This is a genomic window from Cellvibrio sp. UBA7671, from assembly GCA_002483145.1.
Classification (GTDB): Bacteria; Pseudomonadota; Gammaproteobacteria; order Pseudomonadales; family Cellvibrionaceae; genus Cellvibrio; species Cellvibrio fibrivorans.
This window is the reverse complement of the sequence record DLHJ01000016.1, coordinates 275019-292003: the sequence shown is the minus strand read 5'-3', so window position 1 is coordinate 292003 and position 16985 is coordinate 275019. Positions and strand designations below refer to the sequence as shown.

Sequence of the window (16985 nt, the reverse complement as noted above, 5' to 3'; positions counted from 1 at the left end):
AAAGTAAGATGAGTTTAACCACCTAGCTTTTTGATACTGATTGCGCTTTGGATTTACCAATTCACAGTTAGAATTCAAATGGACACTCATAACATTTATACCAAGAAACCCGAGTGCATAGACTGTATTGTCACGTTAGCATCGGGCTGAAGCAGCGGCAATGTATAGTTTAGGCGGGGATAAAAGTCGAACCTGGAAGCTGAATATCAAACCTTTTTATAACAAAGAAGCCCTATCGGATAAGTAATTCGTTATGCTTTTTAAAGTTCAATCCACACCTGCGAATAAAGTCAGCCAATTGCGTCATATCTTGCCCGGATTTAAATTGGGTGCTTTTCTCATCAGACCTTAAAGGAGGGAAAACACCATAACCCGCCAACAGACACGCCCATGATTTGGGCTGATAACTGCCCACCAGATTATTCGTATACATGTTTTTGGCAAAATCACCGCCCCTGTACCAAAAGTGAAGAATTTGGTTTAGTGTTTCTGACAAGTGTGTATTCGCAGCATTATCCTTCCAATATTCGGAATCTGTTCGTTGATTAACCTTGTAATGGCACACAATGTAATCCCTGACTCCATCAAATCTTGCATTAATTTCTTTATTAAATGCATCTTCGAATTGATTGGTATATCCGCCTTGTTCGTAAGACTTTATAAACCCCGATATAGTGTTGAAAGATAAGGCAAGCGCAGTCGCCTCTAATGGCTCAATAAAACCCTGTGATAAACCTATCGCTACGCAATTTTTTTCCCAGTGTTTTTCGACACGACCCACTTTCATCTGCAGATGTCTGGCTGCAACATCATTATCGAGCAACCCTAAATGCTGCCTTAATTCTGTTTCAGCTTGTTCAGGCGTAATATAATCCGCGCTATATACGTAACCATTACCATAGCGATTGGTTAATGGAATTTTCCATGCCCAGCCATTTGAAAGAGCAGTTGATTTGGTTTCGGGCGGAATGATTTCAGAGATTGGCGTCGGCATGACTACCGCCGCATTATTAAACAAGTTTTCTTTAAAACTGATATAGGTGGCCTTTAAAGCCCCCTGTAGTAGCAAAGACTTGAAGCCCGAGCAATCAATAAAGAAATCTGCTGATAAAAGGCTATCATCATCCAAGCGCACCGAAGCCAACTCACCAGTTGGATGCATGAGCACTTCTGTCACTGTGCCAAAAATGCGATTAACGCCTCTACTAATCGCTTTTTCAGCCAGATATTGCCCCAATAAACCTGAATCGAAGTGGTATCCGTAGGCAACGCCAAATGGAAAATTTTCCGTGGGTATAGGCCCAAGATTTTGTTGGGTAATATAGGTTTCTAAAAAATAAGGGTCTGGATGTGCATTTGTGTTGTAGCCCTGCATGCGAGCGTTAATATTGTTAAAAAATGCCGGGACAGTAAAAATATCATCCGTCTGCGCAGGAAAGGGATGAAAATAGGATTCAAAACCAGGGATCAACGACCAGTTAGTAAAGGTAATTCCATTTTTATAGGTTGCGTTGCAGCGCGGCATCCAGTCTGATTCGTCAATACCCACTTCATCAAAAAAGAATTTTAAATGTGGTGTCGATCCTTCTCCCACACCGATGATTCCAATATCACTAGATTCAAGCAAGCTGATATCAACATCACGCCAGTGTACTGCTAATAAATTGGCAGCCATCCAGCCAGCAGTACCACCGCCAACAATGAGAACTTTTTTTGGTTTTTTTGCTGCGCTTGTCATATAGATAAATTCACTTTGGATGCTTGGCGTTGGTATTTTTTTGCAATCACTATTTTTTTAACTTTTCAATAAAATAATCTTTGATGGCTCGTACATAATCTAACGATAGCTTTCCTAACAGATGCTGCTGATGTTCAGGAATATAGGATGCAGGATCAATGCCCTGTTTAAATAAATAATGATCAAACATATAACGCCATGCATTGCGCTGATTCGGCGTTAAATCGCGCATGGCCAGCAATGCAATATTTAAACTGTCGATAGGGCTAGGCGATGTCGCACCTTTGACTGCAGATCCATTCCACCAATAGTTAATCAATGCATTCACTTTTGCCAGAGACTCAACATGATGCCACCAGAGCATAGGAATAAAAATCGCATCACCCGGTTCAAGTTCTACGGAGTAGGCATTAGCCAATGCCGTTTTGAATAATGGATAACGTTCAAAATCCGGCGCATATAAATCGACCAAACTAACGGGTGCACCCGCTGGTGTGAAATTGAGTGGCCCGGGGTATAAATTGCCGGTTTGATCCGGGGGAAATAATGTAAAACGCCTCTTCCCGGCAACAACGCAGGCTATATTATCTGCACCATCGTAATGAGCACTGACAATGCCCTCATTACCAACCCATAGATGCTGTTCTGTAGCGGGAAAAAAAACAGAACTATTTTCATCACTTAAACCTGGCAATATTTCACTTGGAGAAGAATTTTGCATGGAAATAGCCGGGTAGATTTCTCTATCCATTAGCTCCAGCAAGCGACCTAAAAATAAATCTACCCGCTCCTCCCCGCTGATGTAATTCACATCGGTCAGATCGTCGTTATAAAAAAAACGTTTATTGGCTGCGGGAGGGGCAACAAAAATTCTGGCCTTTTGACCGGTATAAAAGCGCAATAGGTATGAAGCAAAATCCTGCGGCGATTTTTTCGCAGCCGCCACCAACGGCCAGTGTCCCGAAAAATTGCGGATCACGATGGGTTGCTGCGCGGGCGCAATCTCGTCAAAAAATTGCTGCGCAGAAAGATTGTGGTATTCCGCAATAGGCTTATAGGTGTTCATGATTTTTTAACAGCGCAATACTGTTGGATATAATCGCTGTGGGACGGCATTTTCATGACGGTATCCCGGACATTATGTGCACTCTCTTGCATCAATGTCACCATATACTGCTCATCAAATGCATCCACTAACGGGTGGTATTTTTTCGGGCGCACTTTCATACCTTCAAGAATCGAACACCAGCTATCAATGGTGAAAAACTGCCCGGGAATGTGCTCTATCTGACCACGTTCACGAAATAAACAGATTTTTTCACGCAAGGAATCAGGCACCGGCATAGTCTTACACCAACGCCAGAACTCCGTATCATCGCGGCCGCTGATGCAATAATGCAAAATAATAAAATCGCGAATTTCTTGATAATCAATATTTATTTTTTGATTAAATGCTTGTTCTGTATGGGATTCAAAATCCTGATCAGGAAAGTGACGGACAAAATGAACCAGGGTTTTATGCACCAGATGAATCGCAGTGGATTCCAATGGCTCAAGGAACCCGGACGCAAGCCCCAAGGCCAAACAATTGTTGTGCCATATTTTTTTACGTCGTCCGGTCGTAAAAGGAATGATTCGCGGTTCATTGAGCAATTTTCCATTGACCGCCTTAAGCAAGGTATCAGTCGCTTGTTCGTCAGTGCAGTATTGGCTTGAAAACACATAGCCATTACCCGTGCGATGTTGCAATGGAATTTTCCAGGTCCACCCCGCCTCACGCGCAGTAGCAACAGTAAAAGGATGCAAGCCACTAGTATTTTCTGTCTGCACTGCAACAGCGCGGTTACAAGGCAAATAATGCGTCCAATCTTCATACCCAATGTTCAGGGCACCTTCAATCAGCAGCCCCTTGAAGCCAGTACAATCAATAAAAAAATCACTCGTAACAGTTGTGCCACTGTTCAATTCAAGAGAGCGGATAAATTGTCGCTCATCAACCACAACTTTATCCACGGTAGCCTCTATTCTCTCTATCCCGCGCTTTTGGGAAAGCTCACGCAAATAGCGCGCAGCTAATATTGCATCCAGATGCAAAGCATGGCTGTAACTGTTCAAAACCCAGTTCTGTTGCGGGGGCGGGCGAAGCATGAAGCGCTGATTCTCGGCCATGATTGCGCAAGGAGAATGGTCAAGCCAACGAGTAGCTTTACCGTCAATGACATTTTTTAACCACAGCTGATAAAACTCAAAACCATTAACATCCTGTCCGACACGACCAAAAGGATGAAAAAATTGCGCTCCTGGCTCTAGCCAGTCATCAAAGCGTATGCCTAACTTGAATGTTGCCGAAGTTGCTTCAGCAAACTCTTTAAGGTTGATTTGGCATGTTCGCAAAAAATCCATAATAGAGGGCACTGTTGATTCGCCCACACCAATGGTAGCAATATCCGGCGATTCAATTACCGTGATTTTTATTTGGCTACCTTGCAGTGCAGAGGAAAGTAAACTTGCTGCCATCCAACCTGCAGTACCACCGCCAACAATACAGATCGAATTAAGGTTGTTTTTTTGCATCGCAAGTATCTTTTCAATGAGGTTTTAAATAACCATATTAGCAACCATAAAAAAAGCGCGCAGTAAAATTGCTGCGCGCTTTTCTATACAACATCTAAATAGCTCTTTCTAATAGACAGTAGCAGTTTAGAAGGTTGCGCGAACACTCAGTGCATAGCGACGGTCGGTAGTAAAGTTCAACGCGTCAGTTTTCATGCCTTCCTGATTCATTTGATAAACAGTTTTGGTTTCGGTATTGAGCAAGTTGCTGCCCTCGACACCCACTTTCCAGTTATCGTTAATGGTGTAATACAAGCTCGCATCCATCATGCCTGCCGCTTTTGCATAAACTGGAGCAAAGTCTTCAGATTCACGCAAGGTCAGCAAGTACTCAGAGCGCCAGGTGTAAGCCAGACGGAACGAGATATCGTTGTATTCATACATACCAACAACGTTCAGGTTTTCGTCGGAGTAACCTTGCAGTGGCAGACCGCTGAATACACGGAAAGTATTGCGCTCATCCACAATCGGCTGACCGGCTGAGTTGAAACGAGTACTTGGCCCTACTGCACCATTTGGATCTTCCAAACCATTCTGGTCAATATAGGTATAGTTCAATTGCAGACCTAAACCACTCCAAGCACCGGGCAACATATCGTAGAACTGTGAGTAGGAGAATTCTGCACCGCGGATGGTACCTGAGCCAGTGTTGGCAGGACCGTAGGCAGCGAGAGTATGCATTGTCCCTTCGTGCTCGATCTCCAGGTCAAACCCTCTGTTACGGATAATATTGTCCAGCTCTTTGTGGAATAGACCCACAGTCACTGAACCCGCTTTCGCAAAGTACCATTCTGTAGTCAAGTCAAAATTGACCGACTCTTCAGGCTTCAGGAAAGGGTTGCTGGCTTCGGCATTCAGGGAAACACTGTCGATACCAATAACCGGGTTGGTGGTCTCACTTTGTGGCTTGGACTCATCCTGAAGGGTTGGATCAACCTCCAGACCGACAATCATACGGTTGCGGGTATCAGTCAAGCTAGGATAGTAAAGCCCTTGCGATGCACCAAAACGAACTACCACATCCTCAGCAACGCCAAAGGTCAGGTTCAAGCTCGGCAACACTGTGTCGTAATCAGTACCTTCAACTGTAGTTTGGAGGGATTCACCGCTGGCAAGATCATAAATGGCCTTGTATTCAGCTTCCAGGAACGCAGCTGTTTGATTACCACCACGGCTGGTGGTTGCTGGCAACACTGTAAAGCCGGTAGATTCCAACTGATAATTGACATAACGCAGGCCGAGATTACCTTTGATCGGTGTTGACAGATCTGCGAATTCAAAGTCACCACGCACATAGAACTCTGTGCGTTTTTCGTTAGACTCACTCACATCGTGATCCGCGAAATGACTATTGCGGCCTTCCATATCTTCATAAGGAACTGCACAACCGCCACTGCCATCGGCTGCGTTACCCGCAGAATCACCTACGGTAGACCAACCATCTGCACAGCCATCGCGCAGTGATTGAGGATAATTCTTCACCAGGTTGAGGCTTGGGAACAGGAAGCTTTCCACTCCACCGTTCAGAACTTTGCCGTTGTAGTAATCGGAAAAGTCAACACGGTCATAAAGCTCAGGGCGATTCACAGCAGCAGATGCAACGCGCTGCTCATTGACCCAAGGGGTAGAAATTGGAGACCAACCGGCATATTCGGTGTCACGCACAGTGAGGGTTTTATCCGTGTAATAAACACCACTCTTAACAGCTGTCATGATGCCATCCAGCGCGTACTCCACATCAATTTTAACGGCATCTGCTTTAGCGTTGTTGAGCTCTTCTTGCTGCATACCTGAACCGATAAATACCTCGGGTTGGAATGCGGCTTGATCAATCCAGCCAGTAAAATCGGTATCACTCAAGAACTCAATACTGGGGACATCGCCACGCAAATCCAGGTAATACGGCAATAACTTACCAACAGCAGCAGAACCACCGCGAGTTTGACCAGACATGCTGTAGTTATGTACCAACTTTTCAGAATCGATATGTTGGTAATCAAGCTCAACGGTCAAGCGATCATTTGGTGTCAACGCCAAATTGAACGATGTATCTTCAACCGTATTTTCGTTGTAATTCCAACGCGTGATGTATAACAGTGGTACATCACCGCTAATACCTACACCAACACCCGATGTTAAATGCCCTCTTTCATCAAAGGTGCGCGGGCGACCTTCAGCAGATTGATCCAGCCAATCGTGAGATCCGGCCATAAAACCTTTAAAGCCCTGAGCCGCATGACCCACTCGACGCTCTTGCCATTCCAGAGACGCTTTAGAGTTGATGTGCTCCAAGGTTGCCGTAACGGTTTCATCGGCGTTCGCCCACTGCAGCGAGGTGGTAAAACCGGTGCGCTCGCGGTCGTTTTCAGCGGTGCTCATATGGATCTGTGACGGCGTGTAATAAGTCACACCATCTGGCTGACCAGTAATGGCGGTACCTTCATACTTCGGCACATAAGCTGCTGCATCGTCTTCAGTATATTTTTTCGCTCCATCAGCCAGCTGCGCGGGAGTACAAGCACGCCAGTCAGTCGCTTCAGGCATACATGGGTGAGAATAACCGCCACTTACAACACCGGGAGCAGGAGTTCCCCATACGTCATAGGAGAAAGTATCAACAGGGCCACGGCTCTGGAAATTACCCAAGCCTACGCCATCGCCACGCGATTGATACTCAGACTGAGATCCCGCCAGCAAGAAACCAAATTTACCCGCACTGGTTTCCCAGCTATCGGCAAACAGCGCAGAGAAAGAGGGAGTCACTTCTTCACGGAAATCGCCGTAGTTAGCTTTTGCATTGAAAGACAGCAAACGCTCATCCGAATCAAATGGTTTACGGGTAATCAGGTTAACGGTACCTGCGATACCACCAGAGATTAGGTCCGCAGTTTGGTTCTTAACAACTTCTACTGCACCCAATAATTCTGCCGGGAAATCTTCATAGCTCAGACCACCCCATGGGTTAGCACTGAATGCATCGCGGCCGTTAATTTCTGAACGTACACGATCCAGACCACGCACCAACACACCAGTACCTTCATCCGCATAGTGCTTGGGGTCATCAGAAGAAGCAAAACGCTCGATGGTTACACCAGGAACACGTTGCAATGCTTCAGTAACTGATTTATCCGGCAATGCGCCGATATCGGATGCAGTGATTACATCTTTTACAGTATCCGCATTACGTTTTAATTCTTGTGCAGTATCAAGACTGCTGCGCATACCCGTAACAACAACCTCTTCCAGATTTTCATCAGCAGGTTTGTTGTCTTGCGCAAACGTTGGCACACTCAGCGCAACGATTGATACAGCAAGCAACGATTTTTTGAATCGTTTGCCCGACATTTCTGTCATGTTGTTTTTACTTGTAAACATATCCAACCCCTTAGTTGTTTTCTCTCGTATTAAACCCACGGAAACGTATAGGTGGAGATTGCTATACGCATCTAATTGAACACTCCATTTATTTCTTGACTGCAAAACATACGTTTTTTACATTTTTTGCCAAAGCTAAAAAGCGAAAAAAGCGTTTACTACTTAAAACATAAAACGGAGTAGCGTCCGAATTTAACACCCACATTTTTGTGATTCTATACACAATGAAAAATCGAACTATTAATTACCAAAAGTCGAACTTTTCACTTAAAACCACTTAAAAATGTGGATGCATTCACAAAAGCTGACACTTGAATAATCCAATACATTCTCGCAACAACCCAGCCAATGTTCTTAACACCATGCGTTATAGTTAGCATGACTAATTACTATTTGCCGCAGATCTGATATCGATTTCTGCAGTAAATTTCTGTTTGTACAAATACGCAGATTGTGTAGGCATAGCCTCAGCTGCGCTGCGCATCATTTTTTCCATTTTTTCCAGTTGCAGTTCAACCCACTGTGCATCCGTAGAGTGGATCAGCGGGTCATAGCGCTGTGGCCAAAAACCATTGCCCAGCAATAAAGATGTCCATACACCGGAAGAAAATGTTTCACCTTCATAAAAAGCCACAAGACCGCGCTTCTTAAACAAATCCAGTTTATGCAACAACCTGTCGGACAAGGTTACACGTGCAAGCTGCTGCCAATATGCAGTGTCTTGCGTCGCAGCAAGTTGATAATGCAAGCTATGAAAATCTTCGATGTGATCGTATTCGAGGTTGGTGAGGCGGTTATATTCTGCCGCATTAAAATCGGCTGCCATTCGCGCGGGGAACAAACTAATAAAACGCAGTATCGCGCTTTGCACCAGATGTAATTTTCCTGCGCCTTGAACATCAAGATTGCCTGCAGACTCGCCAATCGCAACACAGTTTTTGTGCCAAAATTTTTCGCGTCTACCGATACTGATTGGTTTGGCCTGTGCGCTTTCAGCAGCACCTATGGCAATGCGCGCCTGTTCTGCACTGGTGAAGCTGGAGTGATAAAAATACTGTTGCTCAGTGTGAGTTTGGCTGGATAGATTTTGTATCCAACCCGCAGCTCCCGTAAGCAATTCGCGCCTGGATGGAATTGATTGCGCTTGGGATATTGGTTGCACGTGATTGATAACATGGGTTACCGGTAATTGGCCACTGAGTGATTGCCATTCCACATGTAAAGCTTTGCCAATGACGTTTCCCTGAGCTCCAGTGCAATCAATATAAAAATCGGCGGCGACCAGCCCGTCACTGCCAATCCATTGCGACGCTACTGGAGTATTCGCAAGAGCACCGTGAATGTGATTGAGCGTAATTGACTCAATATAGCCATCGCTATTGAGCTTCAATGTGCTCGCCTCTGCAATCACATGAGCAACACCAGATTGCACTGCACGCTCGCGCAAATAGTTGAAGTAAGCAAAAGTATTTAAGGTTAAGCCATAACTGAGCGTGGAAAAAAGTGATGTATCTTGTGCAGAGGGATGGCAAAAACGCCCGGCTTTTGCGGCCACAGCTGCCAATGAATAATCATCATAATTAACTGGCTTACCCTGCAGATAGCGGCCGATTACATACTGGGGAAACTCGATCCGGTTAAGCATAAAACCGTGATCGCCAAAGGGCATAAAATATTGCTGTTGCTGATCAGCCCATGCATTAAATTGCGTGGCTAATAAAAAACTGGCACCCGTGCGGGCGACCAACTCTTTCTCAGTCACACCAAGCCATTGATGAAATGCGACGCAGGCTGGCATTGTCGCTTCGCAGTGCAAATCTGTTTCGGTTTGCTGCGCGTTATCGATCAACACAATGTCAATGCCGATGCCACGCAGGCCATTGGCCAAGGCAGCAGCCACGGTCCAGCCGGTCATACCACCACCTAAAATAGCGATGCGTTTGATCGGTGTGTGTTGAAAATCAGTGGAGTTAATCATTATGAAAATACTCCATACAAACTCATGGCAGCAGGCGGCCAGGATTTTTCTGAAGTGTCGCCATGGCAATAGCGTTTGATACTCTCTGCATGACCGGGCATAGCGCGCACACCGGCAATAATGGTGTCGCGCATTGCATGCAATTGCTGTTGCAATTGTGCCGGCTCCTGAGCATTAACGAGAGGATGATATGTTTTAGGGAAAATTCCCTGTCCCATATAAACCGCCACCCAACTCGGCTCTAAAAACATGCCGCGTTTATAGCGCTCGACATGTCCCTGTTCACGAAACAAATCCATTTTGTAAGCGAGGCTCTGCGGAATCTCCATCGTGCGACAATAATTCCAGAATGCCGAATCATCGCGCGCGGTAGCATGATAATGGAGGATAAGAAAATCGCGGATGCGCTCATATTCGTTAGCCATATCGCGGTTGAACTCATCAGTATTAGCCGCCTCCATATCTGCATAAGGAAAAAATTCCACCAATTTCATAATCGCCACTTGGATTAAATAAATACTGGTGGATTCCAAAGGCTCTAAAAAGCCACTGGAGAGGCCTATAGCAACACAATTTTTATTCCAGCATTTAACGCGGCGGCCGGTTTTAAAACGCAAATAATTTAGGTTGGCTAATGGTTCACCATCCAAATTAGTTAACAAACTATTTGCAACTTCGTCGTCGCTAATATATTTGCTCGAATAAACCTGACCATTACCGGTGCGGCTTTGCAGCGGAATCCGCCACTGCCAACCCGCTGCACGCGCGATCGCTTTGGTATACGGCAGAGGTTCGCGCGTTTTAGCGGAAGGCACGGCGATGGCGCGATCGCAAGGGAGCCAGTGGCTCCAATCTTCAAATCCGGTTTTTAAGGTTTCATTTATCAACAGGCCGCGAAAACCGGAGCAATCGATAAACAAATCGCCTGCGAGTATTTCACCCGAGGCAAGCTGCACCGATTGAATAGATTCACTGTCAGGGCGTTGATTGACCTGGTCAATTTTTCCCTCAATACGTTTAACACCGCGCGCAATACTGTAGTCGCGCAAAAAGCCAGCATAGAGTGATGCATCGATATGAAAGGCGTAGCTGTATTTGGAGAACAGCGAACGCGGATCAGACGCTGGATAAGCAAATTTTTCTGCCGCTGCGGCGACAACACCAACGGAATAGTCGCTGATCGAACCCGCGTCACCCAGTTGTTGCAACTTTAACCAGTAATGATGAAAGCTGATGTCATTGCGCGATTGCCCATAGACACCAAAGGGATGGATATAGGCATCGCCCAACTTTCCCCAATTGGAAAACTCAATGCCCAACTTGTAAGTGGCATTGGTTTTTTTCATAAATTCATTTTCATCAATGCCTAGCACTTCGTTGAAATAACGAATGTGCGGCACAGTAGCCTCACCAACTCCCACTGTGCCTATCGCATCTGATTCTACTAACGTGATCTGGTATTGTTGCGGATGCAAAAATTTTGCGAGCGCAGCCGCCGTCATCCAACCGGAAGTGCCGCCGCCCACAATAACCAGATTACGCAAGCTGTTCATCATTAGGCCTTCTTACCAATGTGCGCAAATGAAGATATTTGCAGGGAAAGCACCAACAAAGACAGCAACACAATCTCCAACAAACCTGTGCTACCACCACCGGATGATTTGTTGTTACTCGCTGTCTGCGATGATGAAGCCACAACCGATGAAGCTATAGGTGCAACAGAAGACACGGCCACTGAACTTGCAACTGCGGTAACAGATGATGAACTGCTGGATGATGATTGATTGATTTCATCATCAATCACTTTTAATAAACTATTAGCGCCCGCTGCATCTTGCGACAATTCCCAAATCATAATGCCCGAGCCATGCTCCAGACCGAGTTGCGTTTTGGCTTTAATAGTTGCCGCGCCGTTGTAGGTGATGTAATTGCAACCGGCACAGGCATTGCCAATTAAATCTTTAGTCGCTGCGTCTGCGCCAAATTCAGCGAGAATACTGGCGTAGGTGTAATCGGATTTATAAGTACCAAATCCGTAACCATAAAAAGGCACGCCCAAGACTAATTGCTCTTTGGTGAGGCCGCGGTTTTTCCACAAATTCACATGATCAACCGCCATCGAATAAGGGGAGTGTTGTGCGCCCGCTGGTCCCCAACTTGGGCCGATCGCGTCGTACGACATGATGTTGACGAAATCAAAATAGGGAATGGATGAAACAGGGATCATGCCGCCAACATAGGATGCCGTCGCACAGGTCAGTAATTTATTCCGTGCAACCAATTGCGCAGAAAGTGCTTGGATAAATGGCGTGTAATTACCAGCGTTATCGATATTGGTGAGTAGCCAACCTTCGATATCCACATCGATACCATCCAAACCAAACTCTTCCATAAAGGCAATCAGGTTATCGACCAATGCCTGGCGATTAGCGGGTTGCAATAATGTCTCCCAATTGCCTGAGCATGCGGGAATCACACCACCGGCCACCGATGCCAACACTTTCACGCCCGCCGCTTGGGCTTTGTTGATGACATAGCGCACTTCTGCAGCACTGACATTGCCGCCTGCCCTACCAGGCATACAGGTCATAACACCGTTATCGACCAACTTGCCTTGCGCATTGGGGTTGGTGAACGACAAATTAATATGAGTCAGTTTGCTCAAATCGGTTTTGTCGATTGCCGCTTTCATATCGGTAAAGCTGGCGATATAGCCAATCACCTTGGTTTCTGCTGCAACACTGCTGGCCCACAAATTAATTGAGCACATACAGAACATAAAAATGCTGGACACAAACGCCATGCGTCGCGCTATCACAATAATTGAGTGTTTGATGATGTCTTTCACAGTTAGCTCCACCGCTTAACTCATTACACCTATTTGTAATGAAGCTGAAATTAGTAACAGCCCCATCAAAACCCGCGCTACAGGCAACCCCAAACTAAAACCTGAACTACCAAAAGTATTACCTTGTCACCGCTGCATTAATGCAAATGCTGCTGCCGGTAATGGCTCGGTGTTACACCTACGGTTTTCTTAAACGCCTGGTTAAAGACCGATTTACTATTGAAACCGCAACTTTTCATAATTTCGCTGATCGGCTTTTGGCGCAATTCAGAATCTGCCAAACGCTTTTTGGCTTCCGCGACGCGATAGGTACCAATCAACTCAAAAAAATTCATGTGCATTTGGTTGTTGATGGTGCAAGACAGCAACTTGGGCGAGACATTTAATTTAATCGCCAACCGCTCAACCGTAATGTGCGGCTCTAGATACGGTTTATTCTGCTCCATAAAATCCGTCAGTTTTTCCACCAACTGTTGCTGCGGTTCTTCCGGCAGCGGCTCAGGCGCGATGGTGTGCTCGATCTGGATATCAGAAAAACCATTGGAGTTTTTCAGCAAATACACCACCAGCACACTCATATAAATGAGATAGAAGTGACTTTCAAACTCTCCCAAAAACTCTGCGCTTAACAAATTGATGAAACGAGTATCAACCAGTGTCAGCAAGGTCCAGCAATTAATCGCGAAAAAGCCAATCACTAATAATTTCAACCATTGCAAATCCACCTTGTTCAGCACGCAGTGATGCGCACGCAAATGGTGAATGTATTGATGCAGTTGATACGCGCACAGCAAACTGTATAAAAACAAGGCCAAGCGCTGCGCCCAGATCAAACCTTCGAAGTAGGGATCGCCAGTTACATGGGACCAATCGTGCACATACTGCAATTTTTTTTCGGTTGGTAGCTGGTGAAAAATTTGATAAATATAGATCGGGTAGCAAACCGCTGGGATCAAATGCAAAGCATCGCGTTTGGTTAATGCAAAATCGCGAAAAATTGCCGCGCGCGTAAACCAGAACAACAAAGGTCCCTGCAGAAAAAACGCAAATCCGAACAGAAAGAAAAAATTAGCCGATACCAATGACAAGGTATCGCGCACATTAATATTCCAATAGACCAGCGTATCAAAAGTACGCAATGCGCCCAGGAAAAAAAACAGTGCCAATAACTGCCAATAAACTTGTTTGATGCGCCCCTGCTGTTGGGTAAAAAACAACAGGCACGCGAGAACTATTGCAAGAAACCCGCTGAATAACAGCGAAATATCGTTGATATTAAACAGTGCTACTTCAACCATATCAGTCTACCGATAGCGCAGGTCATCATAGATAACGTATTTATATTTAACGCAGTTGTAATCTATCCCCGTGCCGCTTGCTCCGATAACCCTCATCCTGGTCATCGCTTTCATGAGTCCCGCGTTAAGCACCACATCCTGGAGTTATTACGTCTGCGCACCTTAATTTATTGTTCGTCACCTGAGCCAAAAGTTCGAGCTTTTGGCTCCACCAACTTACATCCAGCAGGACAACGTTGTCAATCCCATTTACAATTTTCCCGACCAACGCAATGTATTGATCAGGATTATGTAAACGAATTCAGGATTTTTTCCAACGAAGTGGCTACTGCAACCACCAATTCCTGATCCAACATTTGTGCTTGCTGGATCAATTCCATCACCTTTTTGCGCTCACTTTGCATAAGCACGGTTGTTTTTACGCGTGCATCAAGCAAGTCCAGACAAGTGCGAGCCACCAAATCAACTTTGTTCGCCAGAGACGTCCATTCAGGATGCAATTGCAACAGCGGCTGCAGCTGCGCACGATTAGCAGCCCACTGCCCCAACTCTGCACGAAGCGCATAATAATCAGCATTTTCCTGCGGATTTTTCAACCACTTGTCCAAACGTTGGTTGAACTGGCGCAGATACTCATTCTCTGCAGGCAATGCGTCTACTAATCGATTCAGCGGATCAGCTTTGGAATAGGTTTCGTAAGCCGATTTTTCATGTTGACGATGGTAGTAATGCGCAGGCTCCAACATGTCAGCAAATAATTTCACTGGTGTTATTTCATTTTTACCAGCCAACTTTTTCAATGCAGTAAGTTGTTGCTGACGATGCAATAACCCAATCGATTTCTCTGCCCAGGATGCAACCGAATTCAGGCGCACATACATACTGTTTTCATCTTGCAAATCCCGCGCCGACCAGAGCCTTTCTGCAACAATAAATGCACGCGGCCATAAACGCAGGTCAATACTCTGTTCATCGGCAATCTCAGTCCAAAGTGCAGCCTCGCCACCCAGTATTAATGCCTCTTGTTCTGCACTTAAATGTGCCACTGACTCAGTTTTGGGTAACTGTTTTTGTGCATAAACAGCTGTTGTTTTTTTCTCATTCTGTAAAGAAAAGTTAGCGCTGATTTTTTCACCACTAATGGCGTAAGGCGTGTTTCCCACAATCGCATTACCGTGAATTTTATTTGCACTAAAATTCACACGGAACTCAACCGGACCCATCCAGGTATCCAAAGAAAATACCGCATTTTCTTTCGCATAATGTTTTAGCAAAACTTCACGACGGGATTTTCCAGTGAAATCAATAAAGGCTTGCCGGATATTTTTATCATCACCGATAAAGCTAAATGTACCTGTCACGGGTTTGCCACGCTTGCGTGGCATTTCAAAACGCCAACTATGAATTGTATCGTCACTCGAAATGTTTTCGATCACTACTGGTTTGGGCGGTACAGGATCATTGCGATAGTGATAAGCTCCTGTTTGCGCCTGATCAAAGTAATAACCGGTTGATAATATGGATTGAAAACCATGGCTTACCGCATCGCTTACACCGTCTGGCCCGCGCCATGAGTGAATAACAATGTCTTTAGGCAAATCTTTGTGCTGGATTTCGTCCCAACCAATCATTTTTCGCTGAAATTTTTGCAAAACTTTCTGCAAGCGCTGATTAAAATAGGCTTGCAGAGCGCGATGATCTTTTAGACCTTGCGCTTTCATAAACGACTGAATATCTGGATTGGTATTCCAATGCTCAGGGTCAACTTCGTCGCCACCGATATGCACATACTCAAACGGAAATAGTTCTGTTACCTCAGCAATGATTGCATCGGCAAATTCATACACCTTTTCATTGGCAGGATTTAAAGTAGGCTTGTGTACGCCCCAGCGATACTCCATCGCATAAGGGCCGGGAGCCGACATCAATTCCGGATAAGCCACAGCAATTGCACTGGCGTGACCAGGCATATCAATTTCCGGTAGCACCTGAATTCCGCGCGCCCGCGCATAGGCAACTACATCGCGAATTTGTTTGCGTGTGTAATATTCGCCATCGGATGCCAATTTATGCAGTTTTGGATATTTTTTCGATTCAAGACGCCAGCCTTGATCATCAGTCAAATGCCAATGAAAGATGTTGTATTTTGCGGCGGCCATAGCATCTATCTGGCGTTTAATAGTGGCAACAGAAAAGAAGTGCCTGGAGGTATCCAATAATAATCCCCGCCATTTAAAACGGGGATGGTCACTTATACTGACCACAGGTAAAGATATTTTTTGATCTGTACCGATTAATTGCAACAGGGTTTCCAGTCCGCGTTGTGCACCTACCAATTGTTTGGCGGTTAGTTCAATTTTCGCAGCGGTGATATTGAGCTGATAGGATTCATCCCAGTCAGCGATATAGTTAGAAATAGGTTGTGCATCTTCTACACGAATTAATAGTTGCGCGTTGCTGTAACTTGTATTTTTCAAGCGTAAAGATTGACCGGTTTGCTGTTGAATTCGCTTTCCCAATATTTTCACAAGCGCAGTTGTTGCAGCAGATTTTTTCCCTTCCACTGCAAAACCTACTGTTTCACCTAATACCAATTGCCCCTGCGTACGCTCTACTTTTTGCGGATAGGGCATCAATAGCAATTGCTCCATTTGGGCATTTACCCAAACAGAACAAAACAAACAGGTTACTAGCAATAGGTATTTAGTCATAAAATTTTTTAAGGTTTTTTATAAGCCACACAATCTACTTCTACCTTGCAATCCACCACCATGCTGGAGACAACACAAGCACGTGCTGGTGGGTTAGCGCCGAAATATTCCATAAAGACACGGTTGAACGACATAAAATCGCGCGGGTCATCGAGCCACACACCGCAGCGCACAACATCTTCTGGGCCGTATCCGGCTTCCGCTAAAATGGCGAGCAGGTTTTTAATGGTTTGATGCGATTGCGCAACAATTCCGCCATCGATAATTTCACCGCTAACCATGGGCACCTGGCCAGACACAAACAACCAACCATCCGCACCAGCTGCTCGCGCAAATGGCAAATGCTGTCCACCAGTACCCTTTCCACCTTCAACGCCGTAACGCTTTATTTCTGACATTTTTTTCTTAACCTATTTAGTATGTG

At 45.3% G+C, this 16985-nt stretch carries 10 protein-coding genes; all 10 read right to left on the bottom strand.

The window, feature by feature from the left end:
- Positions 1 to 232 precede the first annotated feature (232 nt).
- The 10 genes from B4E62_RS17050 to B4E62_RS17005 all read right to left on the bottom strand — a co-directional run bounded on the left by B4E62_RS17050 (position 233) and on the right by B4E62_RS17005 (position 16959).
- Complete coding sequence (locus B4E62_RS17050) at positions 233 to 1738, bottom strand: tryptophan halogenase family protein (protein WP_331352902.1); 1506 nt, start codon at positions 1736 to 1738, stop codon at positions 233 to 235.
- Positions 1739 to 1787: 49 nt separating this feature from the next.
- Positions 1788 to 2804: a cupin-like domain-containing protein gene (locus B4E62_RS17045; protein ID WP_331352901.1), complete on the bottom strand. Its 1017-nt coding sequence runs from the start codon at positions 2802 to 2804 to the stop codon at positions 1788 to 1790.
- Positions 2801 to 4312 (bottom strand): tryptophan 7-halogenase, encoded by a 1512-nt coding sequence (locus B4E62_RS17040; protein ID WP_310067750.1) that lies wholly within the window; start codon positions 4310 to 4312, stop codon positions 2801 to 2803. The genes B4E62_RS17045 and B4E62_RS17040 overlap by 4 nt, the downstream gene beginning before the upstream one ends.
- Before the next feature lie 126 nt (positions 4313 to 4438).
- Positions 4439 to 7726, bottom strand: a complete 3288-nt coding sequence (locus tag B4E62_RS17035) for a TonB-dependent receptor (protein ID WP_331352900.1) — start codon at positions 7724 to 7726, stop codon at positions 4439 to 4441.
- A gap of 382 nt (positions 7727 to 8108) precedes the next feature.
- The gene (locus B4E62_RS17030; RefSeq protein WP_331352899.1) at positions 8109 to 9704 is read right to left on the bottom strand and encodes a tryptophan 7-halogenase; all 1596 of its coding nucleotides are present in this window, start codon (positions 9702 to 9704) and stop codon (positions 8109 to 8111) included.
- Positions 9704 to 11260 carry a tryptophan halogenase family protein gene (locus tag B4E62_RS17025; RefSeq protein ID WP_331352898.1) on the bottom strand — a complete coding sequence of 519 codons (1557 nt, stop codon included), beginning with the start codon at positions 11258 to 11260 and terminating at the stop codon, positions 9704 to 9706. The genes B4E62_RS17030 and B4E62_RS17025 overlap by 1 nt, the downstream gene beginning before the upstream one ends.
- Complete coding sequence (locus tag B4E62_RS17020) at positions 11260 to 12552, bottom strand: glycosyl hydrolase family 18 protein (protein WP_331352897.1); 1293 nt, start codon at positions 12550 to 12552, stop codon at positions 11260 to 11262. The genes B4E62_RS17025 and B4E62_RS17020 overlap by 1 nt, the downstream gene beginning before the upstream one ends.
- 137 nt (positions 12553 to 12689) lie before the next feature.
- The gene (locus tag B4E62_RS17015) at positions 12690 to 13850 is read right to left on the bottom strand and encodes an AraC family transcriptional regulator (RefSeq protein ID WP_331352896.1); all 1161 of its coding nucleotides are present in this window, start codon (positions 13848 to 13850) and stop codon (positions 12690 to 12692) included.
- A 287-nt stretch (positions 13851 to 14137) separates the two neighbouring features.
- Complete coding sequence (locus tag B4E62_RS17010) at positions 14138 to 16561, bottom strand: beta-N-acetylhexosaminidase (protein ID WP_331352895.1); 2424 nt, start codon at positions 16559 to 16561, stop codon at positions 14138 to 14140.
- A gap of 8 nt (positions 16562 to 16569) precedes the next feature.
- Positions 16570 to 16959: a RidA family protein gene (locus B4E62_RS17005; RefSeq protein WP_310067770.1), complete on the bottom strand. Its 390-nt coding sequence runs from the start codon at positions 16957 to 16959 to the stop codon at positions 16570 to 16572.
- Positions 16960 to 16985 lie beyond the last annotated feature (26 nt).

Excerpts from the sequence above, each read along its gene's own strand:
- B4E62_RS17005 (WP_310067770.1), bottom strand. The coding sequence starts at position 16,959 with ATGTCAGAAATAAAGCGTTACGGCGTTGAAGGTGGAAAGGGTACTGGT.
- B4E62_RS17010 (WP_331352895.1), bottom strand. The coding sequence starts at position 16,561 with ATGACTAAATACCTATTGCTAGTAACCTGTTTGTTTTGTTCTGTTTGG.
- B4E62_RS17015 (WP_331352896.1), bottom strand. The coding sequence starts at position 13,850 with ATGGTTGAAGTAGCACTGTTTAATATCAACGATATTTCGCTGTTATTC.
- B4E62_RS17030 (WP_331352899.1), bottom strand. The coding sequence starts at position 9,704 with ATGATTAACTCCACTGATTTTCAACACACACCGATCAAACGCATCGCT.
- B4E62_RS17045 (WP_331352901.1), bottom strand. The coding sequence starts at position 2,804 with ATGAACACCTATAAGCCTATTGCGGAATACCACAATCTTTCTGCGCAG.
- B4E62_RS17040 (WP_310067750.1), bottom strand. The coding sequence starts at position 4,312 with ATGCAAAAAAACAACCTTAATTCGATCTGTATTGTTGGCGGTGGTACT.
- B4E62_RS17025 (WP_331352898.1), bottom strand. The coding sequence starts at position 11,260 with ATGATGAACAGCTTGCGTAATCTGGTTATTGTGGGCGGCGGCACTTCC.
- B4E62_RS17050 (WP_331352902.1), bottom strand. The coding sequence starts at position 1,738 with ATGACAAGCGCAGCAAAAAAACCAAAAAAAGTTCTCATTGTTGGCGGT.
- B4E62_RS17035 (WP_331352900.1), bottom strand. The coding sequence starts at position 7,726 with ATGTTTACAAGTAAAAACAACATGACAGAAATGTCGGGCAAACGATTC.